Origin of the sequence: Halorussus sp. MSC15.2 (genome assembly GCF_010747475.1) — an archaeon.
GTDB lineage: Archaea > Halobacteriota > Halobacteria > Halobacteriales > Haladaptataceae > Halorussus.
In genome coordinates this window covers 984,778-1,006,235 of record NZ_VSLZ01000001.1, presented here as the reverse complement: position 1 = coordinate 1,006,235, position 21,458 = coordinate 984,778, and the positions used below count along the sequence as shown (strand labels likewise).

Annotated in this window: 21 protein-coding genes; 8 read left to right on the top strand and 13 right to left on the bottom strand. The window is 66.3% G+C overall.

The features are described 5' to 3' along the window. Positions 1-18: 18 nt before the first annotated feature. The 3 genes from glyA (at position 19) to FXF75_RS05265 (ending at position 3,502) form a co-directional block, all read left to right on the top strand. Positions 19-1,266, top strand: coding sequence for a serine hydroxymethyltransferase (gene glyA, locus FXF75_RS05275; protein WP_163520457.1), 1,248 nt, complete (start codon positions 19-21; stop codon positions 1,264-1,266). 264 nt (positions 1,267-1,530) lie between these two features. Next, complete coding sequence (folD, locus tag FXF75_RS05270; protein WP_163520456.1) at positions 1,531-2,424, top strand: bifunctional methylenetetrahydrofolate dehydrogenase/methenyltetrahydrofolate cyclohydrolase FolD; 894 nt, start codon at positions 1,531-1,533, stop codon at positions 2,422-2,424. Between the two features lie 136 nt (positions 2,425-2,560). After that, positions 2,561-3,502, top strand: coding sequence for an alpha/beta hydrolase (locus FXF75_RS05265; RefSeq protein WP_163520455.1), 942 nt, complete (start codon positions 2,561-2,563; stop codon positions 3,500-3,502). A gap of 7 nt (positions 3,503-3,509) precedes the next feature. Here FXF75_RS05265 and FXF75_RS05260 read toward each other — a convergent pair whose 3' ends face one another. Both FXF75_RS05260 and panB read right to left on the bottom strand, forming a co-directional pair. Beyond that, positions 3,510-4,289 carry a TFIIB-type zinc ribbon-containing protein gene (locus FXF75_RS05260; protein ID WP_163520454.1) on the bottom strand — a complete coding sequence of 260 codons (780 nt, stop codon included), beginning with the start codon at positions 4,287-4,289 and terminating at the stop codon, positions 3,510-3,512. Between the two features lie 144 nt (positions 4,290-4,433). After that, positions 4,434-5,246, bottom strand: a complete 813-nt coding sequence (panB, locus tag FXF75_RS05255; RefSeq protein ID WP_163520453.1) for a 3-methyl-2-oxobutanoate hydroxymethyltransferase — start codon at positions 5,244-5,246, stop codon at positions 4,434-4,436. 192 nt (positions 5,247-5,438) lie between these two features. Between panB and FXF75_RS05250 the strand changes: the two genes are divergently transcribed. After that, positions 5,439-6,788 carry a hypothetical protein gene (locus FXF75_RS05250; RefSeq protein WP_163520452.1) on the top strand — a complete coding sequence of 450 codons (1,350 nt, stop codon included), beginning with the start codon at positions 5,439-5,441 and terminating at the stop codon, positions 6,786-6,788. A gap of 42 nt (positions 6,789-6,830) precedes the next feature. Here FXF75_RS05250 and FXF75_RS05245 read toward each other — a convergent pair whose 3' ends face one another. Further along, positions 6,831-7,850: a hypothetical protein gene (locus FXF75_RS05245; RefSeq protein ID WP_163520451.1), complete on the bottom strand. Its 1,020-nt coding sequence runs from the start codon at positions 7,848-7,850 to the stop codon at positions 6,831-6,833. A gap of 125 nt (positions 7,851-7,975) precedes the next feature. On the opposite strand from FXF75_RS05245, the gene FXF75_RS05240 reads away from it, so the two are divergent. Continuing rightward, a complete protein-coding gene (locus FXF75_RS05240; protein ID WP_163520450.1) occupies positions 7,976-8,302 on the top strand; it encodes a hypothetical protein in 327 nt (108 codons plus the stop codon). 51 nt (positions 8,303-8,353) lie between these two features. After that, complete coding sequence (locus FXF75_RS05235) at positions 8,354-8,614, top strand: DUF5822 domain-containing protein (protein ID WP_163520449.1); 261 nt, start codon at positions 8,354-8,356, stop codon at positions 8,612-8,614. Here the strand turns inward: FXF75_RS05235 and FXF75_RS05230 are convergent. From FXF75_RS05230 to FXF75_RS05190, 9 genes are all read right to left on the bottom strand, one after another. Further along, complete coding sequence (locus FXF75_RS05230) at positions 8,611-9,180, bottom strand: HAD family hydrolase (RefSeq protein ID WP_309221754.1); 570 nt, start codon at positions 9,178-9,180, stop codon at positions 8,611-8,613. The two genes, FXF75_RS05235 and FXF75_RS05230, sit on opposite strands and share 4 nt — an antisense overlap. 91 nt (positions 9,181-9,271) lie before the next feature. Continuing rightward, positions 9,272-9,679, bottom strand: coding sequence for a hypothetical protein (locus FXF75_RS05225; RefSeq protein ID WP_163520447.1), 408 nt, complete (start codon positions 9,677-9,679; stop codon positions 9,272-9,274). A 71-nt stretch (positions 9,680-9,750) separates the two neighbouring features. After that, complete coding sequence (locus tag FXF75_RS05220; protein ID WP_163520446.1) at positions 9,751-10,899, bottom strand: acyl-CoA dehydrogenase family protein; 1,149 nt, start codon at positions 10,897-10,899, stop codon at positions 9,751-9,753. Between the two features lie 61 nt (positions 10,900-10,960). After that, a complete protein-coding gene (locus FXF75_RS05215) occupies positions 10,961-13,780 on the bottom strand; it encodes a PAS domain-containing protein (protein WP_309221771.1) in 2,820 nt (939 codons plus the stop codon). After that, positions 13,777-14,322, bottom strand: coding sequence for a PAS domain S-box protein (locus tag FXF75_RS05210; RefSeq protein ID WP_163520444.1), 546 nt, complete (start codon positions 14,320-14,322; stop codon positions 13,777-13,779). The genes FXF75_RS05215 and FXF75_RS05210 overlap by 4 nt, the downstream gene beginning before the upstream one ends. 103 nt (positions 14,323-14,425) lie before the next feature. Then, positions 14,426-15,676 carry an alanine--tRNA ligase-related protein gene (locus FXF75_RS05205; protein ID WP_163520443.1) on the bottom strand — a complete coding sequence of 417 codons (1,251 nt, stop codon included), beginning with the start codon at positions 15,674-15,676 and terminating at the stop codon, positions 14,426-14,428. Positions 15,677-15,708: 32 nt separating this feature from the next. Next, positions 15,709-16,155, bottom strand: a complete 447-nt coding sequence (locus tag FXF75_RS05200; RefSeq protein ID WP_163520442.1) for a hypothetical protein — start codon at positions 16,153-16,155, stop codon at positions 15,709-15,711. A gap of 174 nt (positions 16,156-16,329) precedes the next feature. Continuing rightward, positions 16,330-17,661 carry an aspartate aminotransferase family protein gene (locus FXF75_RS05195; RefSeq protein WP_163520441.1) on the bottom strand — a complete coding sequence of 444 codons (1,332 nt, stop codon included), beginning with the start codon at positions 17,659-17,661 and terminating at the stop codon, positions 16,330-16,332. A 90-nt stretch (positions 17,662-17,751) separates the two neighbouring features. Next, positions 17,752-19,017, bottom strand: coding sequence for an MgtC/SapB family protein (locus FXF75_RS05190; protein WP_163520440.1), 1,266 nt, complete (start codon positions 19,015-19,017; stop codon positions 17,752-17,754). Between the two features lie 135 nt (positions 19,018-19,152). Between FXF75_RS05190 and FXF75_RS05185 the strand changes: the two genes are divergently transcribed. Continuing rightward, positions 19,153-20,343 (top strand): AI-2E family transporter, encoded by a 1,191-nt coding sequence (locus FXF75_RS05185; protein ID WP_163520439.1) that lies wholly within the window; start codon positions 19,153-19,155, stop codon positions 20,341-20,343. 307 nt (positions 20,344-20,650) lie between these two features. Here FXF75_RS05185 and FXF75_RS05180 read toward each other — a convergent pair whose 3' ends face one another. Next, a complete protein-coding gene (locus FXF75_RS05180) occupies positions 20,651-20,938 on the bottom strand; it encodes a PadR family transcriptional regulator (protein WP_163520438.1) in 288 nt (95 codons plus the stop codon). Between the two features lie 176 nt (positions 20,939-21,114). On the opposite strand from FXF75_RS05180, the gene FXF75_RS05175 reads away from it, so the two are divergent. Beyond that, positions 21,115-21,402, top strand: a complete 288-nt coding sequence (locus tag FXF75_RS05175; protein ID WP_163520437.1) for an amphi-Trp domain-containing protein — start codon at positions 21,115-21,117, stop codon at positions 21,400-21,402. The last annotated feature ends 56 nt before the right edge of the window (positions 21,403-21,458 follow it).

The following is a 21,458-nucleotide window of genomic DNA, read 5'->3' as shown; positions in this document are numbered from 1 at the left end:
ACGCACCGATTTTTTTGTATGAAGTACGACCGCGTCCGCGGAGTTGACCCCGAAGTCGCAGACGCCCTCGAAGCCGAGGTAGAGCGCCAGCGCGACACGCTCGCGATGATAGCCAGCGAGAACCACGTGAGCGAGGCCGTGATGGAGGCGCAGGGGAGCGCCCTCACCAACAAGTACGCCGAGGGGTACCCGGGGTCGCGCTACTACGCGGGCTGTGAACACGCCGACACCATCGAATCGCTCGCCGTCGAGCGCGCGAAGGAACTCTGGGGTGCCGAGTACGTGAACGTCCAACCCCACAGCGGGTCGCAGGCGAACATGGGCGTCTACCTCGCTATGCTCGAACCCGGCGACAAGATACTCTCGCTGGACCTGACTCACGGCGGCCACCTCAGTCACGGCCACCCGGCCAACTTCGCCGGACAGGTGTACGAGGTCGAGCAGTACGAGGTGGACGCCGAGACGGGGTACATCGACTACGACGCCCTCCGCGAACAGGCCGAGGAGTTCGACCCCGACATCATCGTCTCGGGGTACTCGGCGTACCCCCGCGAAGTCGAGTGGGAGACGATTCAGGAGGCGGCCGACGCCGTGGACGCCTACCACATGGCCGACATCGCCCACATCACGGGACTCGTCGCCGCCGGGGTCCACTCCTCGCCCGTCGGCATCGCCGACTTCGTCACCGGTTCGACCCACAAGACGATTCGTGCCGGACGGGGCGGCATCATCATGGCCGACGAGGAGTACGCCGACGACATCGACTCGGCCGTCTTCCCCGGCGCGCAGGGCGGTCCCCTCATGCACAACATCGCGGGCAAGGCCGTCGGGTTCGGCGAGGCGCTCGAACCCGAGTTCGAGGAGTACGCCGAACAGACCGTCGAGAACGCGAAGGCGCTGGGTGAGTCCCTCTCCGAACACGGGTTCAGTCTCGTCTCCGGCGGGACCGACAACCACCTCGTGCTGGTGGACCTCCGGGAGTCCCACCCCGACGTCACGGGCGGCGACGCCGAGGAAGCCCTCGAAGACGTCGGTATCGTCCTCAACGGCAACACCGTCCCGGGCGAGACACGGTCGGCGTTCAACCCCAGCGGCATCCGCGCTGGCACGCCCGCGCTCACGACGCGCGGATTCGACGAGGAGGACTGCAGGTACGTCGGCGACCTCATCGCGCGCGTCATCGACAATCTGGACGACGAGGACGTGAAGGCCGAAGTCGCCGAGGACGTGCAGGAACTCTGCGACGCGAACCCCCTGTACGAGTGAACCGGCCTTCGCCGCTACGGTAATCAGAAATTAATTCGAGTATTGTCTCTTTTCTTATCACGATTCCCGCTGAGACTTCCGACGTAGAAGGTGAGATTTCAGACGCGGGGAGTCGAACAGCGGACCCGCGACCGTATACCCGAGAAGCAAACGCGACTCCCGAACCCGATATAATGCATGTACGTGCATTAAACGAGTGAAGAGGGGGGGGAAAATACGCACATATCCGAGGGTTGAAGGGGTTCGGCGTCGGACGTTCGGGCAATGACGGAGCTAATCGACGGGAACGCCGTCGCCGAGCAGATTCGGACCGACTTGCAGGACAGCATCGAGACGCTGGCCGACGCCGGCGTCCGACCGGGTCTGGCCACGGTGCTGATGAGCGACGACCCCGCCAGCGAGACGTACGTCTCGATGAAACAGCGCGACTGCGAGGAGGTCGGCATCGAGGGCATCCACGTCGAAATCGACGAGGACGCGCCCGCGCAAGAGCTGTACGACACCATCGACGACCTCAACGCCGACCCCGAGGTCCACGGCATCCTCGTCCAGATGCCGGTCGTGGAGCAGGTGGACAAACGCCGCGTCCTCCGGAGCGTGGACCCCGAGAAGGACGTGGACGGCTTCCACCCCGAGAACGTCGGGCGACTCGTCGCCGGGAACGCCCGGTTCAAACCGTGTACCCCCCACGGGATTCAGAAGTTGCTCGAACACCACGGCGTCGAGACAGAGGGCGCGGAGGCCGTCGTGGTCGGTCGCTCGGACATCGTCGGCAAGCCGATGGCCAACCTGCTCGTCCAGAAGGAACCGCTCGGTAACGCCACCACGACGGTCTGTCACTCCCGGACGGAGGACCTCGCGGCGCACACCCGCGAGGCGGACATCGTCGTCGCGGCCGCGGGCGTCCCCGAGATGATAGACGGCGAGATGCTGAAGGAGGGCGCGACGGTAATCGACGTGGGCATCAACCGCGTGGACGCCGACAACGAGAAGGGGTACGAACTCGTCGGCGACGTGGACTTCGAGTCGGCGAAGGAGACGGCGGGCGCTATCACGCCCGTCCCCGGCGGCGTCGGTCCGATGACCCGTGCGATGCTGCTCTACAACACCGTGAAGGCGGCCGGAGCGCAGCAGGACGTGGACGTCGAACTGCCCTGACTCCGGGACGAAGCCGCAATATTTTAACTACGCAGTTGCTGGCCGACCCGGGTGCGACCGACGGGTGAAACGGTTCCAAACCGGCGACGTGTTTTCTTGATGCGAATTTTTGTCGGTTGAAGCGGAACGTGACGGTATGGCGTCCGAACCACACCCCCAAGTGCAGGCACTGCTCGAACAACTCGACCAGATGGGGACCCCCGAACTCTCGACTCTCGACCCCGCGGAGGCCCGCACCCTCTTCGAGGAACTCAGGTCGGGCGACTCCTCGGAGTCGGTCGGTGACGTGACCGACCGGACGATACCCGGTCCCGGAGGCGACCTCCCGATTCGAGTCTACTCGCCCGACGGCGAGCGACCCCATCCGGTGCTGGTCTACTTCCACGGCGGCGGGTGGGTCGTCGGGAGCATCGATACCCACGACTCGGTCTGTCGCCACCTGACCAACGCCGCGGACTGTGCGGTCGTCTCGGTTGACTACCGACTCGCGCCCGAACACCCCTTCCCGGCCCCGACGGAGGACGCCGTGGCCGCGGTCGAGTGGGTCGCGGAGAACGGCGCGGAGATAGGCGTCGATGCCGACCGACTCGCGGTCGGCGGCGACAGCGCGGGCGGCAACCTCGCGGCGGTCGCGGCGCTCGTCGCGCGGGACCGCGGCGGTCCCGACATCGACCGGCAGGTGCTGATATATCCGGCGACTAGCGCCCGCGACGACTGGCCCTCGGTCGCGGAGAACGACGAGGGGTACCTCCTCACCCGGTCGGAGATGGAGTGGTTCGGCGACCAGTTCTTCGAGAGTCCGCTCGACGCCCGCAACCCCTACGCCTTCCCGCTACAGGCGTGCGACCACGGCGGTCTCCCGCCCGCCACGGTGGTCACGGCGGGGTTCGACCCTCTACGCGACGAGGGCCAAGCATACGCCGACGCGCTCGCCGACGCGGGCGTGGACGTGACGGTCAGGAACTACGAGGGGATGATTCACGGCTTCGTGGACATGCTGGAGGACCCGGTCGAACTCGACCGCGCCCGCGAGGCCATCGAGACCATCGGCGAGGACCTGCGCGAGTCGTTCGAGTGACGACCGTTCAGGCCAGTCTGTCAAACCGGTCGCGCGCGCTCGCCAGCGCGTCGGCGTCGCCCTCTCGGAGGTATCGACCGACGTCGCGGGCGGCGTTCACGAGCAGTTCCGCGGTGTCGGCGTCCACGTCGCCGTCGAGCGCCTGCACGCGCTTGACGTGGTCGCCGAGCGTTTCGAGCGCGTCCCGGCCGCGATCGGCGACGGCCGAAGTCTCTCGCTCGTCGGCCCAGTCGGCCATCTCCCGGCGGTACTCCGCCACCGCCTCGGCGTAGGCCAGACCGCGAATCGGATGCATCGAGGTCGGAACCTCGTCCGGCGCGGGCCGCGAGTCGGCGTCGGAATCCGTCTCGGTCCCGTGACCGTCGGCGTCCGCCCCGGCCGCCTCGGCGTCTGCGGACCGGAGGAGTGCGAGGAAGTACAACTCCTCGTCGTCGCTCAGGTCCAGACCCCGGCCCACCACGTCGGCGGCGTGGCGGAGTTCCTGCGCGGCGAGGTAGGTTTCGTCCAGCGCCAGCAGGTCGCCGCCCCGGACGAACCCGCGCTTGCGGACGTACTCCCGGGCAATCTCGCCCGCGCGGTCGGCGACCTCTCGCAGCGGTTGGGCGTCCACGGCTTCTCGCGGTTCCGTCAGGTCGAACTCGACCGGACTGTCGGTGTGGAGGTTGCGCTCCTCCTCGACGCCGACGCTCCGGAGACTCCCGCACTCCGGGCACTCGACGGTTCCCGTCTCGTAGTAGGACCACCGCGCGCCGCAGTCCTTGCACTCGCGCTGGCCGCGAACTTTCATGTCCGGTCGTTGGAGGGCGGGATACAAAATGTCCCGGACTCCGCGCGCGCACCCGCCGACCGCCGGTGTCGGTGGTCCACCGCGACGGGCGAGCACGGACTGACAGATTGAGTCAGAACATGCCTCGCTACCCACCGCGTTCGCTCAGTAGATATCGTCTATCTCGTCCTCGCTGTAACTGTGTTCCTCCGCCGGGAACTCGCCGGACTCCACCGCGTCGCGGAACCCGGCGACCGCGCGCTCCATCTCTGCCTTCACGTCGCCGAACTGCTCGGAGAAGTACGGACTCCGGTCGCTCAGACCGAACACGTCGTTTAGCACGAGCACCTGCCCGTCGGTGTCGGGACCCGCGCCGATGCCGATGGTCGGAATCTCCAGCGCCTCGGTAATCTGTGCCGCCACGTTCGAGGGGACGTGTTCGAGGACGAGCGAGAAGGCCCCGGCCTCCTCGTGGGCCTTCGCGAGTTCCAGCATCTCCGCGGCGCTCTCCTCGTCGGTGCCCTGCCGGAAGTAGCCCCCGAGTTGGTGGACGCGCTGGGGCGTCAGTCCGAGGTGGGCCATCACGGGGATGCCGAGGTCCACGAGTCGCTCGGTGACGCTCACGGTGTGGGGACCGCTCTCCAGTTTCACGGCGTTGGCGTCGGCCTCCTTGAGCATCCGGCCGCAGTTCTCGATGGTCTCGCTCTCGTCGGCCCCGTAGCTCAGAAACGGCATGTCCGCGACCACCATGGCGTCGTCCGTGGCCCGTGCGACCGCCGCGGTCCGACTCTGCATCTCCTCGACGGTCACGGGGAGCGTCGATTCGTAGCCGAGTACCGCGTTGCCCATGCTGTCGCCGACCAGAATCACGTCCACGCCCGACTCGTCCACGATTTCGGCGGTCGGCGCGTCGTAGGCGGTCAGCATCGTAATCTGCTCGTCGCTCGCCTTCTCCTGTAGCGTCCGCACGGTTGGCATATATTGCCACTCGCGGACACAGTGGTTAAACGTGTTCGGTTGCTGTTCGCTATCTTTGGTTTCTCGATTCCTATCGGCGAGACGGAAGTACCGCCGGCGCACGACGTAGGTGTTTTATTCAGCTACACTTCACATTTTAGTTGTGTACTTTCAGAAAAATATTTAACTAAGTTATATTTAATACTATACGTTGTGAGAAATACAAACGGCTCAGACGACGTTAGCCGCCGGTCGGCTCTCAAGGGACTCTCCGCGCTCGGTGCGACGCTCACCATCGGGACCGCCTCCGGTGCCGCGAGCGGGAGCGCTCGGAGTTCGGGCGACGGACAGATTTCCTACGATGGTCTCGAACTCCCGTACCCGGACGTGACGGTGAAGAGACTCCACCCGTCGGTCCGGAGAGTGACCAACCACCCCGAACTGCTCACGCTGTCCGAGGACGCTATCGAGCGTCACTTCCAGCAGTCGGACCTCGAAGGTCGCGACTACAGGGGTGCTCGCAAGTACGTCTCGAAGCTTCGAAAGGCGTACCCGGTCGAGCGCGTCGAAGACGGCAACGAAATCACGCTCACGTTGGCCGACGGGGCCAAACAGAACAAGAAACTCACGCCCAACGAGGCGAAGAAGACCGACCGTCAGAACGCCATCGGCGTGTTCGCGGGGTCCGGACCGGACACCGTCGAGACGCAGTGGGACAAGAATCACCACACCGAGATAACCGACTCCCTCCTCGAAGACTCGATAGGAGCGGATTACACCATCGAGACCCACTCCGACGACCCGGACGAGTTCGGCGACGTGGCGAAGGGCGAGGTGGACGACATCAGCAGTCAGATTTCGATGACTTCCCTCGCCGGGAAGGTCACCAAGTACGCCGTCACGGAGGTTCTGAAAGTCGCTCTCGACGTGTACCACTCCAACTGGGCGCAGTACTACGACCCGGACGCCACCGCGGTGGACTTCGGTCCCCTCGGGGAAGCCGAGTTCTCTAACGGACTCGGCCGGGCACCCCGCACGGGCGACGAGTTCTTCACGCAGGCAATCAACGAGAGTTCGCGCTACGACGGCGAGAAGAAACTCGGGTGGAGCCTTCACTACCTCCAAGACTGCGCGCAACCGCTTCACACCGGGATGGGCATGGAACAGGCGGGTCTCGACGTGCGCGGCCTGACGAACGGCGACATCGACTTCGTAACCACGCCCAAGAAGTGGCTCCACTACGGCTTCGAACACATCGTGAACAACAACTGGAAGTCGTCGGACGCTAGCTTCGCGGACGACAACCTCCAGAACCACATGCGCGGGTCGTCTTCGCCGCGCATCTACAGCGCGGCGCAGGCCATCCGGGACATGGCGGGCGTTTCCAGCCAGTACAGCTACAACATCTACGACACGATTTACAGCAACCAGTCCGAGAGCGAGAAGTACTGGAACTGGGACGACAGCACGAAGCGGACCATCTACGAGAACCTCGCGAACTGTTTCAGCACGCTCGGATACCTCGGACGCGGGTTCGCCGAGGAGTTCGAACGAGACTTCTGAACGCTCGCGCTCATTTTTCTTAGCGGTTCACTCGACCCGGGACTACCGAGTCCAGAACGACCCGTGGTACCACGTTCCGTCGTACCGAAACGTCGCTCCCGCGAACCGGACCGACTCTGACTCGACGTTCTCGGGCATGTGGTCGAGCATCCCGAGTCGTTCGAGTATCGTCCGTAGTCCGTCCGACATCGGCCCGGTTTCCCGATACAATCGTCCGTTTCCGACGTCGGTCGCGGTTCGGAGTATCTCGGTGACTCCCGAGGGGAGGTCGGTCCCGTCGAACCTCGCATCGACGGTCTCGCGCTCGACGAATCGTTCGAGTTCGGCCATCGACGTGGCGACTTCCCGTGCGGTGAAACTGTAGCGGGTCAGTTCGACCGCTCCCTTCTGTGCCACGGCGGCGTAGTAGTCGCCGTCGCGCTCGACGTAATCGAACGGTGGCGAAGGGACGAGGTCGCTCGCAGAAGGGTCCATCTGGTCGTGGAATATCGGGCCTCGCTTCCCCAGCGGGTAGTCGCTCCTGTCTCTCGGCCCGCTGTCCGACGTCACGATTTCGAGGGCGCGGCGGACGACCGTCGTATCCGTCTCCGAGAGCGAGGACGGCGGTTCAGTGACGACCGTCGCGGAGTCGCTCGGTTCGGACTCGACCGGGTCGAGGTAGAAGACCCACCGCGTCGCCGTCAGCTTCGACTGCCCGTCCGCGACGACCGAGTAGTAGGTCCCGTCGTCTCGCAGAAAGTAGGGCCGCGGCCGGGTCGTCGTTCCGAACTGGCGGTCGTACGCGAGTTGCCACTGGAGTACTTCGACGGAACCCTCCTCCAGCAGCGTTCGCACCACGGAGTGCTTATACTCGTCGGGGTAATCGACCGCGAACTTGGCCCGCTCCGCCGTCGGGTCGGTCTGGAGGTACTGGCGCGCGAGTTCGCGTAGCGACTCCCCGGCCGGGTTCGTACTCAGCGTGTACTCTACGCCGCCACCGCCGAGACAGCCAGCGAGTCCCGCGAGACCCGTCGCGGCGACCCCCGATAGTACCGCGCGTCGAGAGCTATCCTCAGTGACCATACGGACAACTCCCGACCGAGTCGTAAAATGCTTTCAGTTACTCTCCCGATGAATTTTGTCGTAGTCCGGCTCGACGTCGCGGGGGCCAGAGAACCCAAGTTCGAGTCAGGAGTAGGACGCACGCTATGGCTACCCACGAGCAGACCGACTCGGAGACGCTGGAGGGCTACGTCATCGACAACGGGTGCGTCCGCAAGAACGCCCGCGACGACCTGCCCGAGCGCGCCCGGACCCACAGCAAAGAGTGCGCGCTGATGGGCCACTGCATCGAGAGCGGGTACAGTCTCGTGGACGAGGGCGAGGGGATGGCGATGCTCGACGCCGGGACGACGCGGGAGGTGGTCCACGCCGTCGAGGACAGCGACCGCGAGGAGGGAATCCGACTGCGGGTCGAGCGAGAACGCGAGGACGGGGAGATGCGGACCGTCTCGGTCGAGGAAGTCGAGCGATGAGCCACGCCGGGAACTGCAACGTTTAAGCCCCGAGCGTCCCGCACTCGAAACGTGCCCGAACCAGTCGAGACCCACGACCCCGACGGCGTCGATTACGGGTGGGTGATGCAGACGACCTTCGTCCTCACCATCGTCGCGGGCGCGCCGGTCGTCGCGCTCGCCGCGTTACTGGTCGGGGTCTCGCTCCCCACGTGGGCCGCCCGGGCGGAGTTCGCTATCCGGGTCGGCGCGCTGGTCTGGTTCGTCGTCGCTGTCTGTGTCTTTCTGTACGCACGGCGGATGGAAGAAGAATCGTCGGACGCCGAGAGCTAAACCCACTCGAACCGCGTTCCCGCTCGCTCGGCCGTCTCCTCGTCGCTCGCCGAATCGCCGACGAACAGCACGTTCTCCGGAGCGACGCCCAACTCCTCGACCGCGGCCAGCAGGGCGCGGGGATGGGGCTTACGCTCGGGCACGGTCCCCCGGCCCACCACGGTCGCGACGCGGTCGGCGAGGTCGTGGCGGTCGAGCGCGATGCGGACCGCCGACTCGTGGTTGAGCGAGCAGACGCCGACCGGAACCTCTCGCGCGAGCAGTTCGTCGGCGAGAGGGAGGCGCTCGGACTCGCGGGCACCCTCGCGCTCGGCCGCGGCGATGAGTTCGTCGGCCTCGTCGCCGACGCCGGCGTCCTCGGCGGCCGAGAGCAGGTCCCACGCGCTCAGCGGGTCGGCGTCCACCCCCTCGCGCTCCAGCAGGTCGGCCAGTCGGCGCTCCACGTCCGCCCAGTCCACGGCGAGGCGGACCAAGGTGCCGTCAAGGTCGTAGACGACCGCCGCGAGGTCCGTCCCGCGGTCGCTCGGCGTCTCGTCGGTCCGACCGCCAGCGTCGTGTCGAGTCACGCTCGTCGGTAGGGCCACCGTCGAAAAAGGGGTGTCGGTCGTTTCGGTCGGTCCGCAGGGAGACGGAAGTCGGCCCGGAAGGGGACGGCGCTCAGTCCAGTCGGGTCTCGACCGCATCGACGACCGCCGTCACGTCCGTGTCGGGGTCGGTCGTGAGGAACAGTCCCTGCTGACCGACTAGAATCCGGACGAGCGTCACGTAGTCCATGTAGGTGACGAACGACCGGACCTCGCCCGCGCTGCGGAACACGTCGCCGAACAGGTCTCGCTCGGTGAAATCGACGTGGACGTACGAGTGGACCTGTTCGAAGTGGTCGTCCATCTCGTCGCGGTCGCCGCCGTACAGCGACATCGTGAGTTCGTCGGCGTAGAGCGTGTGGAACTCCTCGGGCGTGTACTCCACGCAGAGGTGTACTGCGTCGTCCGAGACCTCACGGGCCGCCGAGAGCGCGGCCTCCGCGTCGAAGTCCACGAGCGTAGACGATTCGGAAACGACCATCTCGTTTACGCCCGTTTCGACCCGGAATTATAAGTCTAGCGGCTATCCCGACTGTTTCACGCCGTTCGAGCTTATTCCAAGAGGTTACGGGCGATAACTTTCTTCTGAATCTCGGAAGTCCCCTCGTAGATGGTCGTAATCTTCGAGTCCCGGTAGAGGCGTTCCACGTCGAAGTCGGTGGTGTAGCCGTACCCGCCGTGAATCTGGACCGCCTCGTTGGTCACGTCCACCGCGGCCTCGCTCGCGAAGTACTTCGCCATGCTGGCGGCCATCTCGACGGTCTCGCCCTCGTCCTCGCGCCTGGCGGCGTCGCGGGTGAGCAGGCGCGCGGCCTCCAGTTGGGTCTTCATGTCCGCGAGTTTGTGCCGGATGGTCTGGATGTCGGCGATGGGCTTGTCGAACTGCTCGCGGTCCTGCGCGTACGCGACGGCCTCGTCGAGCGCGGACTGGGCCAGTCCGACCGACTGGCTGGCGATGCCGATGCGACCGCCGGTGAGGATGTGGAACGCCGCCGAGAGACCCTTCCCCTCCTCCGTCAGGCGGTTCTCGGCCGGGATGCGCACGTCGTCGAAAATCAGGCTGGTGGTGTCGCTGGCCCGCAGGCCGAGTTTGTCCTCCTTCTTGCCGACCTCCAGTCCGTCGGCGTCCTTCGGGACGACGAACTGCGTGACCGACCGGGGGTCCTCGCGGTCGGTCTTGGCGAACAGGACGACAACGCCCGACCGCTCGCCGTTGGTTATCCACTGCTTCTTCCCGTTGATGACGTACTCGTCGCCGGCGTGCCCGTCGGCACGTTCGACTCGCCTCGCCTCGGTGGTCATCTCGGCGGGGTTCGACCCGGCCTGTGGCTCCGAGAGCGCGAACGCACCGACGGGGCGGCCCTCGGCCATGTCGGGGAGCCACCGCTCCTTCTGGTCCTCGTCGCCGAACTCAGCGATGCAGGAGGTGGCGAGGCTGTGGACCGACAGCGCGGTCGCCACCGAGAGCATCCCGTACGCGACCTCCTCGTTGACGACGCTGTAGGTCAGGCGGTCCACGTCGAGACCGCCGTACTCCTCTGGCACCGTGAGACTGGTCATGTCGAGGTCCGCCAGCCCGTCCCACACGTCCTCCGGAAACGTCTGTTCCTCGTCGCACTCGGCCGCGGTCGGGCGTATCTCCTCGACGGCGAACTCCCGTACCACGTCGCGGATGGCCCGTTGCTCCTCGGAGAGGTTCATACGCGAACTGTCGGGAACGGCGTGGAAAAAGTTGCCTGTTCTCGGTTCTCCTGCCGACTGTTCACTCTTCCGAGACGAACTCCACGTTCCTGAACTCGAAGCGCGCGCCGCCCGCCTCGCTTTCGGTCACGTCGCACGTCCACCCGTACACCTCGGCTAACTCCTCGACGAACGCGAGTCCCAGTCCGGTTCCGCCTTCGCTGGCCGCCGTCGTGAACCCGACTTCGAAGACGTCGTCGCGGTCCTCGGGCGGGATGCCCTCGCCGTCGTCGGCCACGTAGAATCCATCCGGTAGCCTCCCGACGCGGACGGTCGCGTCCGCACCGCCGTGCTGTACGGCGTTCTCGAAGAGGTTCCGGAACAGGTGCCTGACGTACGTCTCGTCGGCCCGTACCACCTCGTCGATAGCCACGTCGAGCGTCGCGTGGACCGCGTCTACCCCCTCCCACGCGTCCCGAACCGCGTCCGCCAGTGACAGCGGACTGCTCGCGCCGACCGCGTCCCGACCCCGGGTCAGAATCAGCATCACCTCTATCATGTCCTCGATGCGGTCGAACGCTTCCCTGACGTACTCGACGGCCTCCGCGTCGGTCCCGTCCGGGAGCTGGCGGGTGTATATCTGACCGATGGTGACGGGGTTGCGGAGTTCGTGGGCGAGCATGCTGGCGAACGATTCGAGTCGCTCGTTCGACTCCTCGAGTTTCTCGACGGTCTCCTCCAGTTTCCGCTCGCGTTCGACCTGTTCGGTGATGTCCTGCGTGAAACTCAGTCCGGCAAAGACGTCGCCGTCCGCGTCGCGCAGGGGCGCGGCCCAGACCCGCCAGTTCCGACCGCCGAACTCGGTCGTCGTACTACCGGCGTCGCCGTCCTCGACCGCGGCCCGGAACAGCGGTTCGATGTCCGCAGCGGTGTGAGCGGGGAACACCTCCGGCATCCTCGCGCCTTCGAGGCGGTCCCGGCCGGGGAGTTTCTCGCCCAGCACGGCACCTCGGGTCAGCGTGTACCGGAGGTCGCGGTCGTAGATGCCGACCGCGCCGTTCGGGAAGTGTTCGGCGAGCGTCCGGTAACGGCGCTCGGACTCCTCTAACTGGCGCTGGTACTCCCGGCGGTCGGTGATGTCCGTCTGCGTGACGACGCCGCGAGCGACCTCGCCGTCCGCGTCTCGGACCGGCATCCCGTGAATCATGACGATTCTGCGCTCGCCGTCGTCCGTCTCGATTTCGAAGACGTCGGGTTCCGTGACCTCCTCGCCGCGGAGGACGCGGGCCATCGTCCACTCCTCGGGGGCGACGGGGTCGCCGGTGTCGGCCCACCATCCCCGGTAGCGGTCGTAGTCGGTGACGCACTCCGCGTCGAACACGTCGCCGCCCCAGAGTTCCTTCGCGGCGTCGTTCGCCTCGACGAGTCGTCCGTCCGCGTCCGCGACCACCACGCCGACCGGGAGCACCTCGAAGAGGGTTTCGAGTTGTTTGCGGTGTTCGTCGAGCGCCTGCTCGGCCCGCTTTCGCTCCGTGATGTCGGCGAGCGCACCGGGGAACGTGACGGGGTTACCGTTGTCGTCGCACTCGACGTGGCCGCGGGCAACGACCCACCGAACGTCGCCGTCCGCGTTCCGGACGCGATACTCCGCCTCGTACTCCTCGCAGGACTCGACCGCCCGCTCTATCTTGCGCTCGACTCGCTCGCGGTCGTCCTCGTGGATGGCGGAGACGAATCGGCCTATCGAGACGCCCTCGCGGGCGGCGTCGGGGTCCACCCCGAACGTCTTGGCGAACGAGGCGTCCGTGACGAACTCGTCCTCGGGGACGCGCCACTCCCACGTCCCGACCGCTCCGGCCTCCGCCGCCGCCTCCAGTTGCGACTTGGCGTCACGCAGGTACCGCTCGCGCTCCTTCTGCTCGGTGATGTCCTGAGCCATCGTCATGCCCGCGAACACCTCGCCGCGTTCGTCGGTGATGGGGACCCCGCGGACGACCCACTCGCGGCCGACGTAAGTGAGTTCGACCGAGCGCTCCTCACCGTCGAGCGCGGCCTCGAAGACGGGTTCGAGTTCGTCGGCGGTGTCCTCGTCCCAGACGTCTCGGAAGTGCTCACCCTCGGCGTCGGCCGGTTCGACGGGGATGTCGTCGAATCCCTTGCCCGCGGCCAGCGTGTACTCGAGGTCGTGGTCGAACAGCGTCACGATTCCGTTCGGGAAGTACTCCGCGAGCGTCCGATACCGCCGTTCGGACTCTTCGAGTTCTCGCTCGCGCTCCTTGCGGTCGGTCACGTCCCGGAAGTACACCGACAGCCCCGTGTCGGAGGGGTACGCGTGGACCTCGTACCACGCCGCCAGCGGTTCGGGGTAGTAGAACTCGAAGGAGGTCGGCTCCTGTGTCTCCATCGCGGTCCGGTACTCCTCGCCGAGTTTCGAGTCGGTGGCCCACTCGAACACCTCCCAGAGGTCCCGGCCGACGAGACCCTCGCCGCGGTAGTCGATGAGTTCCTCGGCGCGCTCGTTGGCGTGGGTGAACTGCCACTCGTCGTCGAGCGCGTAGAACGCGTCGGTGACTCGACCGAAGATTTCGCTCAGTTCGTCTTCGAGTTTGCGCTCGCGCTCCTTGATGTCCGTGACGTCCTCCGCGGTGGTGATGACCCGCTCCACGTCGCCGTCGTCGTTCAGCACGGGAGCGGCGTTGACCGATAGCCAGCGTCGGTTCCCGTCGGACAGTTCGACCTGCAGGACTCGGTCGTACACCGGTTCGCCGGTCGCCACGACCTGCGCGAAGGGCCGCTCCTCCGACGGGACGAGTCGGCCGCTCTCGTCGTAGGCCGGTCTGTCGCCGGGCGCGTACGCCTCCGGGTCGGAGACGCCGAGGAGTTCTCCGGCGCGCTCGTTTATCTGCGTGACCGACCCGTCGCGTCGAAGACCCCGACGCCGATAGGACTGGCCTCGACCATCTCGTCGGTCAGGTCGCGTTCGCGGTCGAGTTGGCGCTCGCGCTCGTCGAGTTCTCGCCGCGTTCGTTCGCGTTCGGTGACGTTGCGAACGACGCCGATAGTCCCGCGGAACGCGTCGTCCTCGACGAGCAGATTCAACCGCAGTTCGCAGGGTATCCGGTCGCCGTCGGCGGTCTGCACCGCGATTTCGAACGTCCGGTTGCGGTCGGCAGACCCGTCGAGACGCTCGCGGATTTCGCGTTCCAGAGTCGCGGCGTCGGCGGCGTCCAGCAGCGACGAGACGTGCGTGCCGACGAGTTCTTCCCGCGTATAGCCAGTCGTCTCGACGATAACGTCGTTCACCGCGACGAACCGGCCCTCGGCGTCGAGTTGGCAGATACCGTCGTCGATGGTGTTCACGAGCGTCCGATAGCGCTGGAGGGCCTCGGCGTCGTCGGCGTCCTCCCAGAAGGTCGTCCCTGAGGCCTCCACCCGTTCACTCATACACGCTGTACTACGTACCGAGGCGGATAAGTCTTCACACGACCCCGATTTCGGGCAGCAACGGCGCTCCCGAAGCCGAATCCGGGACCGCTCCGTCGTCAGTTCATCGCTCGCGGAGGAACGCCGCGACGTCCGCCGGACTCGCGTCCAGTCCGCCGCCCTGCGCGAACGTCGGACTGCCGCCGCCTCCGCCGCCGAACTCCGCGGTCACGTCGTCCACGAGGTCGCCCGCGTCCGGCGTTCCGTCGGTCGCGGCGACGACGAACGTCGCGCCGTCCTCGCCCGCGAGGACCACAGCGTCGTACGCCTGCGGCGCTTCCGCTTCGCTCGGCGACTCACCCTCCTCGGGGTTTGCACCGTCGCCCGCGAGTGCTCTGGCGGAGTCGGCGACCTCGTTCGGACCGAAGTCCGAGACGGTGCCGACCAGCCACTCGCCGCCGTCGCGCTCGACCGAGTCCTCTCGCAGGTCGGCGAGGCGCGCGTCGAGCAGTTCCTCTCTGGCGTCGTCCAGTTCGGATTCGAGTTCCTCGACCTGCTGGCCGACTCGCTCGGCGGCGTCCGGGAGTTCGCCCACGCCCACGTCGAGCGTCCGTGCGGCCTCGCGGGCGGCGCGCACGTCCGCGGCCCGGCGCCGGATGGCTGTCGGTCCGACCGCGAACTCCACGCGAGTCAGCCCTTCCCCGGGGTTCGACCGGTCGAGGACGGTGACGGGACCGATTTCGCTCGTGTTCGAGACGTGGGTGCCGCCGCAGGCCGCCCAGTCCCACCCGTCTATCGTGACCACGCGCACCGCGTCGGACTCGCTCATCACGCCCTCCTCGGTCTTGGTGTTGAACGCTACTTCCTCACGCTCTCTGGCTTCCGCCTGAGGAATCTCCTCCCACGAGACCGGGAGCGAGTCCCACACCGCGCGGTTCGTGAGTCGCTCCAGTTCCGCCAGCGTCTCGTCGGTGATGTCGGTCGAGGTGGTGAAGTCCACCCGGACCTTCTCCTCGCCGATGTCGAACCCGCCGTAGCCGAGGTCGTCCAGAATCCTGCGGCCCGCGCCGTAGAGCGCGTGGCTGGCGGTGTGCGCCCGCATGCAGTAGGTCCGGAACTCCTCGTCTATCTCCGCCCGGACGGTCTCGCCGACCTCGAAGTCGGGGTCGTCGGCGAGGCGGTGGACGGTTTCGCCGTCCTCGCGCTTCTGGACGTCCTCGACCACGGTCCCGGCCAGCGTGCCGCGGTCGGCGGGTTGCCCGCCGCTCTCGGCGTAGAAGTGCGTCTCGTCCAGCGTGACCGTCCGACCGTCCACGTCCGCGACGGTCGCCTCGAAGCGCCGTACGTCGGGTTCGCGTGCCGCGAGTTGACTCATACCAGTCGGGAGTCGGCGCGGTGACTAAAGTCTCACGCCGAGTCGGACGTGAGTAAGTCGGCCTGCACCCGCGCTTTGAGGTAGTCGATGGCGGCTATCGCGGACGGCGCGGAGAGGCAGAACCCGGCCAACAGCGCCCGGTCGCGCGGGCCGAGTTCGACGCCGAGCGCGGCCATGGCAACGACGAACAGCGCCGCGGTTCCGACCACGCCGCCGACGCGCCTGCTCGCGCGACCGAAGTCGAACCGCTTGGCCGGTCGCCACACGAGGTTCTCGGCCGCGACCGCGAGACCCACGCCCTCCGCGACTCCGACCAGCGCGTAGGCCCCCGCGGGGTACGCCGGAAGCGGGTCCGGGAGCGCGACCACTGCGAGGACTGCCGCGATGCCCAACGCGCCCGCGGCCCGACTCCTGACCGCGCCGAGGAGTCTCGCGAGCGCCGAGGACTCCTCGCGGAGGGAATCACTGAGCTGATACATGCTCGTCACAACGACCATTCGCGTTATCAATCTTGTCGGGGCGTCCGTCGGGCCACCGACGTCCAAAACGTGTGAGTCAGATGTGACACCGGACGAACGCCCTCTCGGCAGAGGGTCTACGTGCGCGTCGAATAGCAGAACGAATCGAAACGGGGGTTCGGACGAACGAGACGATTAAGCCACGTCTTCGACCGCCGACTGGAACACGTCGAGCGCGAGTTCGATTTCGCGCTCGGTCACGTCGAGCGGCGGCAGGAGGCGGAGCGTCTTGTACCCGCATCCGAGCACGAGCAGACCGCGCTTCAGCGCCGCCTTGACGACGGCTTCACGGCGCTCCTTGGTGTCGAACTCGACCGCGAGCATCAGCCCTCGGCCCCGGACGTCGATGGCGTTCGGCAGGTCGGCGTCTTCGAGGAGTTCGCGCATCTGGCGACCGCGCTCGGCGACGTTGTCGAGCAGGTCGTACTCCTGGATGGCGTCGATGGTGAACACGCCCTGCATCGAGTCCACGATTTTGCCCGCGCCCCACGTCGAGGAGAGGCGGGCCTTCTCCTTGGGGAACATGTCGGAGTTGGCGACGGTCGCACCGACGCGGAGACCCTTCGCCGACGTAATCACGTCGGGGTCGAGGTCGAGGTGGTCTACGCCCCACATCTCGCCGGTCCGGCCCAGTCCGGACTGAATCTCGTCGGCGATGACGTTCACGTCGAAGCGCTCCCGAATCTCGGCGAGGTCGCTGACGAAGCCGTCGTGGGGCACCCGGTAGCCGCCCTCGCCCTGCACGGGTTCGATGACGAGGTAGGCGACTTCCTCGGGGGCGATGACGCCCTGCTCGGGGTCGAGTTTGTCGGCGAGGACGTTGCCGCCCGGCCCGTCGGTGAGCCACTGCTTCTCGTAGGCCTCCTGCGTGGACGGGTAGGGAACAGAGACGACGCCGCCGATTTCGGGATAGCCCTTCCGGTGGTTCACCTTCGAGCGGTTCAGCGAGAGCGCGCCGAGCGTCCGGCCGTGGAAGGCCCCGTCGAACGTGAATGCTCGGTGGCCGCCCTGCGCGTAGCAGATTTTGATGGCGTTCTCGACCGCCTCCGCCCCCGAGTTCGAGAGGAAGACGGTGTCCATGTCGTAGTGGCTCGTCAGGTCGGTCAACCGGTCCATCAGTTGGGTCGGACTGGGGAGTTCGGGGTCCTCCGGAGACCACCCGCCCGCGGCGTAGAAGTCCTGCCCCGCGATGTTGGTCGGGTCCACGAGGTCGAACTCCTCGAACTTCTCCATGATTTTGGGGTTGTTGTAGCCCAGCGGCGCGGCCGCGACGTGGCTGGTGAAGTCCATCAGGACGTTCCCGTCGACGTCGGTACAGAACGGCCCGATGGCCTCCTCGGTGAAGTCCCACACGAAGTCGTAGACGTAGGTGCTCGGTGCGGAGAACTGGTGGTGGTAGTCGGCCCACTCCTGTGCCCGTTCGCCGGGCATCACATCGACCGTCGGTTCTGCGGAGTCTCGGTCCATGAAGCGTGGTTGGGACACACACCCTTTAATTGAATTGGTTCGTTGCGCTTCGGGCAATACTTGCAACAGCTTCGAGTTCCACCGCCAAAGTTAGACTGCTGCCAGTACCGCCGCGAGCGCCGACCCGGCGAGCAACACGCCGCTCCACGCCGCGACCCGAAAGCTGAACGCCCGGTTCGGCGCGGAGAGGGTCAGCGCGGCCTTCACCGCAATCGAGGACGCGGTCGCTAGCAGGATGCCGAACACCGAGGTCTGGTAATCGATGGTCCCGCCCATGTAAAGTAAGACCGCCGAGGAGGTCGCGCCCGCGCTGGAGACGAGTCCAGAGAGGAGCGCGGTCACGTAGAATCCGGCCGACCCGAACTGCTGTTGGGCGACGGCACCGCCCACGATGACCAGCAGGAAGATGGCTCCGAACCCGAGCGCGTTCCGGAGCGAGAACGGGCTTTCGAGGTCGATATCGACGTGTTCGGACCAGTCGGCCGCGTACGCCGCGATGGCGACGCTCCCGAGGATGACCGCCCCGAGCGGAAGCACCGCGCCGTAGAGGACTGGCTTGGAGCTACCGAACGTGAACGCCAGCGCGATGGCGAGGTTCCGGACCGCCATCGCGGCGTCGGCGAGCAGGATGGCCGCCACGCCGTAGGAGGCCGCCTCGGGACGCTGACGGACGTGGTCGAGCATCGTCCCGACCACCGCAGTCGAGGAGGCGAGTCCGCCGAAGAACCCCGTGACCGCGATACCCCGGCCACCGTAGGTCGTTACGACCGCGTAGTTGACGATACCGATGGCCGCCACCGTGACGACCATCAGCCAGACCGTCCGCGGTTGGATTCCGTAGGCGAACTGCTCGTTCGGGAGCAACGGGTAGATGACGAACGCGAGGATGGCGAACTCGACGGCCGACCGGAGTTCCTCGCGGGACATCCCCCACGCGAGACTGTGGAGTTCGCGCTTGAGGACGAGCAGCAGCGACGACAGTACCGCCACCGTGACGCCCACGAGGATGTACCCGTCCATCACGAGCGCGCCGACGCCGAACGCCACCAGCATCGACACGGACGTCGTCAGCGACAGGCCTTCGTCTTCCTCCTCGTCGGCCATCAGCCCCTGAACGCCGAGCATGATGCCCTGCACGATGACGAGCAGACCACCGAGCAGGAGGAGCGCCTGTCGGTCGAGCAGGGTGAACACCGCCCCGAGGAGACTGATGAGAGTGAACGTCCGAATCCCGGCGGGCTTGTGTGACCACTCGCGCTCCAGTCCGAGGAAGAGTCCGAGCGCGGCGGCGAGCGCGACGCGGACGACCTCACTGTCCAACGGTACCTGCGTGAGGAACTCGACGATACTCGGCACTTCCGCAACTATGACGACGTGCGTATAAATATCTCTCCCCGAAACGTCCGGAACCGTGACGGTTCGCCGCGAGAGCGCGGTCCGGAACTCTACTAACTGCGAACATTTTTACCACAGCGCTCCCGTCCCCAACGTATGGTCGGCGGTGTAAACATCGACCGCGCGCGAACCGCTTGGTGGCTCGTCGGGCTATCGCTCGGCGTAGCCGTGCTGTTCGTCGTCTACTCGTTCATCGGGACGTTCGTCTTCGGTATCTTCCTCTACTACGCGACGCGACCGGTGTACAAGCGACTTCGGCGACGCATCCGTCCGGCGAGTCTCGCGGCCGCCACCGCCCTGTTCGCGCTGGCGCTTCCGGTGTTGCTGTTGATGGCCTACACCGGCGCTATCGCACTACAGGAGTTCAACAACATCGCCAACCGGACCGACGTCACCGTCCTCCAGACGGCGATTCAACCGTACATCGACGTCTCGTCGCTCGCCCGGAGTCCCGAGGAGTTGCTGGCGAACCCCGACCCCGCGCTGGTCAGCGAGTTCGGGAAGGCGGCGCTCCAGTACGTGGGTCTCATCGGCAACGCGATACTCCACCTGTTCGTGATGATAGCCATCGCGTTCTACCTGCTGCGGGACGACCACCGACTCTCGCGGTTCTTCCGGCGGCAGTTCGGCGACGAGGGCGGGGTGGTCGAGGCCTACCTCCGAGCGGTGGACAGGGACTTCAACAGCATCTTCTTCGGGAACATCCTGAACGCGCTGCTCACGGGAACCATCGGCGCGGCCTCGTACAACCTCATCAACATGTTCGCACCCACCCAAGTGGTCGTTCCGTACCCGACCCTGCTGGGTCTGCTGACCGGGGCGGCCAGCCTCATCCCCATCGTCGGAATGAAACTGGTCTACTTCCCGGTCTCGGCGTTTCTCGGGGCCGAGACCGCGATGGCCGACCCCGCGTTCCTCTGGTTCCCGGCGCTGTTCTTCGGCGTCTCGCTCGTGGTCGTGGACACGATTCCGGACCTCGTCCTCCGACCGTACGTCTCGGGCCGGAACCTCCACGTCGGACTCGTCATGCTGGCGTACATCTTCGGCCCGCTCCTGTTCGGGTGGTACGGCATCTTCCTCGGTCCGATGATACTCGTGCTGGTCGTCCACTTCGTTCGCGTCGTGCTGCCGGAACTGGTCGCTGGCGAGGACATCCGGCCGTGGGCCGTGGACCCGACCTATCTCTTCGACCCCGAGACGCCCGAAACGGGGGCGACGGAGACCGCCGGGGTCGAGACGACCGAGACCGAGGCCGCGGACGAGAGCGTGGGCGTCTCCCACCAGTAGAGACGATTCTCGTCGACGGGCGACGCGCGAACACCCTTCTGACGAGGCGGCGCAATCGGCGACCGATTGGAGAGCGGAGCTTGACCCGCGGCGGAAACAGGCCGAAAGTTCGGAGGGGTACAGCGAGCGGGGCAACGGGAACGGAGAGAGACGAGAGCGGAGGGCGGAGGTTCACCGGACGGTCGGGGAGACGCACTCTCCTCGCTGTCACTCGGTCAGCGAACGGGAGGGGAGGACGCGGGGTCCCGCGGAGGGCTATCCGCGATGCTCCGGCCGGCCGGCGTCGGTGGCGGTCCGCCGACACGTCTCAGGCCTCGACGCTCAGGTCGATGTACTGGGACTCCCACTCGCGGCGGGCCTCGATTTCGCGGTCCCCGCGCCGGGTCAGCGTGTAGAAGTTGGTCCGACGGTCTCGCTGGCCCTTCTCGACAAGCCCCTTGTCGACCAAGGTGTCGAGGTTCGGATAGAGGCGGCCGTGGTGAATCTCCTTCTCGTAGTAGTTCTCCAATTCGTCCTTGATAGCGAGACCGTGCGGTTCGTCGAGTCCCGCGATGGTGTACAGCAAATCACGTTGGAATCCTGTCAAGTCGTGCATCGGTAACGTACGAACTAGGATACCGATGGAAATGAAGATAACGGCCCCTCGTGACCGACTCTCGGCGTGTAATCGACGCGGTACGTCTCCGGAGAATCGGGGACGAGACACGGACATCTCCGGTCACCGTCAGGAGAGGCAGCGACTTTAAGCCGGTCGTCCACCTGTCTACGAGTATGCCAGAAGAAGTTCTCTTCGAGACCGAGCGCCGGATGAACCGAACCGACGTGGCCTCTTACCTCCGGACCGTCGCCGAGAAGTTGGAGTCCGGCGGCGACATCACGCTGTCTGCGGGCGACCAATCGGTGACCCTCGACCCACCGACGCAACCGACGTTCGAGGTCAAGGCCGAACGCGAGACGCCCAGCGGCGGCGGGTCGGGCGAACTCAGCATCGAGTTCGAACTGGAGTGGGACGAAGACGACAGCGGGGGCGAGACCGACGCCGGACTGGAGATAGAGTAAGGTCGTCTGAACAGGTGGTCCGACTGAGCGCAGTTGAACCCGAGGCAGCGCCTCGT

Coding starts and splice junctions, on each gene's coding strand:
- FXF75_RS05200 (WP_163520442.1), bottom strand. CDS start 16,155: ATGTATCAGCTCAGTGATTCCCTCCGCGAGGAGTCCTCGGCGCTCGCG.
- glyA (WP_163520457.1), top strand. CDS start 19: ATGAAGTACGACCGCGTCCGCGGAGTTGACCCCGAAGTCGCAGACGCC.
- FXF75_RS05175 (WP_163520437.1), top strand. CDS start 21,115: ATGCCAGAAGAAGTTCTCTTCGAGACCGAGCGCCGGATGAACCGAACC.
- FXF75_RS05225 (WP_163520447.1), bottom strand. CDS start 9,679: ATGGTCGTTTCCGAATCGTCTACGCTCGTGGACTTCGACGCGGAGGCC.
- folD (WP_163520456.1), top strand. CDS start 1,531: ATGACGGAGCTAATCGACGGGAACGCCGTCGCCGAGCAGATTCGGACC.
- FXF75_RS05265 (WP_163520455.1), top strand. CDS start 2,561: ATGGCGTCCGAACCACACCCCCAAGTGCAGGCACTGCTCGAACAACTC.
- FXF75_RS05260 (WP_163520454.1), bottom strand. CDS start 4,289: ATGAAAGTTCGCGGCCAGCGCGAGTGCAAGGACTGCGGCGCGCGGTGG.
- FXF75_RS05240 (WP_163520450.1), top strand. CDS start 7,976: ATGGCTACCCACGAGCAGACCGACTCGGAGACGCTGGAGGGCTACGTC.
- panB (WP_163520453.1), bottom strand. CDS start 5,246: ATGCCAACCGTGCGGACGCTACAGGAGAAGGCGAGCGACGAGCAGATT.
- FXF75_RS05245 (WP_163520451.1), bottom strand. CDS start 7,850: ATGGTCACTGAGGATAGCTCTCGACGCGCGGTACTATCGGGGGTCGCC.
- FXF75_RS05185 (WP_163520439.1), top strand. CDS start 19,153: ATGGTCGGCGGTGTAAACATCGACCGCGCGCGAACCGCTTGGTGGCTC.
- FXF75_RS05220 (WP_163520446.1), bottom strand. CDS start 10,899: ATGAACCTCTCCGAGGAGCAACGGGCCATCCGCGACGTGGTACGGGAG.
- FXF75_RS05180 (WP_163520438.1), bottom strand. CDS start 20,938: ATGCACGACTTGACAGGATTCCAACGTGATTTGCTGTACACCATCGCG.
- FXF75_RS05195 (WP_163520441.1), bottom strand. CDS start 17,661: ATGGACCGAGACTCCGCAGAACCGACGGTCGATGTGATGCCCGGCGAA.
- FXF75_RS05205 (WP_163520443.1), bottom strand. CDS start 15,676: ATGAGTCAACTCGCGGCACGCGAACCCGACGTACGGCGCTTCGAGGCG.
- FXF75_RS05210 (WP_163520444.1), bottom strand. CDS start 14,322: ATGAGTGAACGGGTGGAGGCCTCAGGGACGACCTTCTGGGAGGACGCC.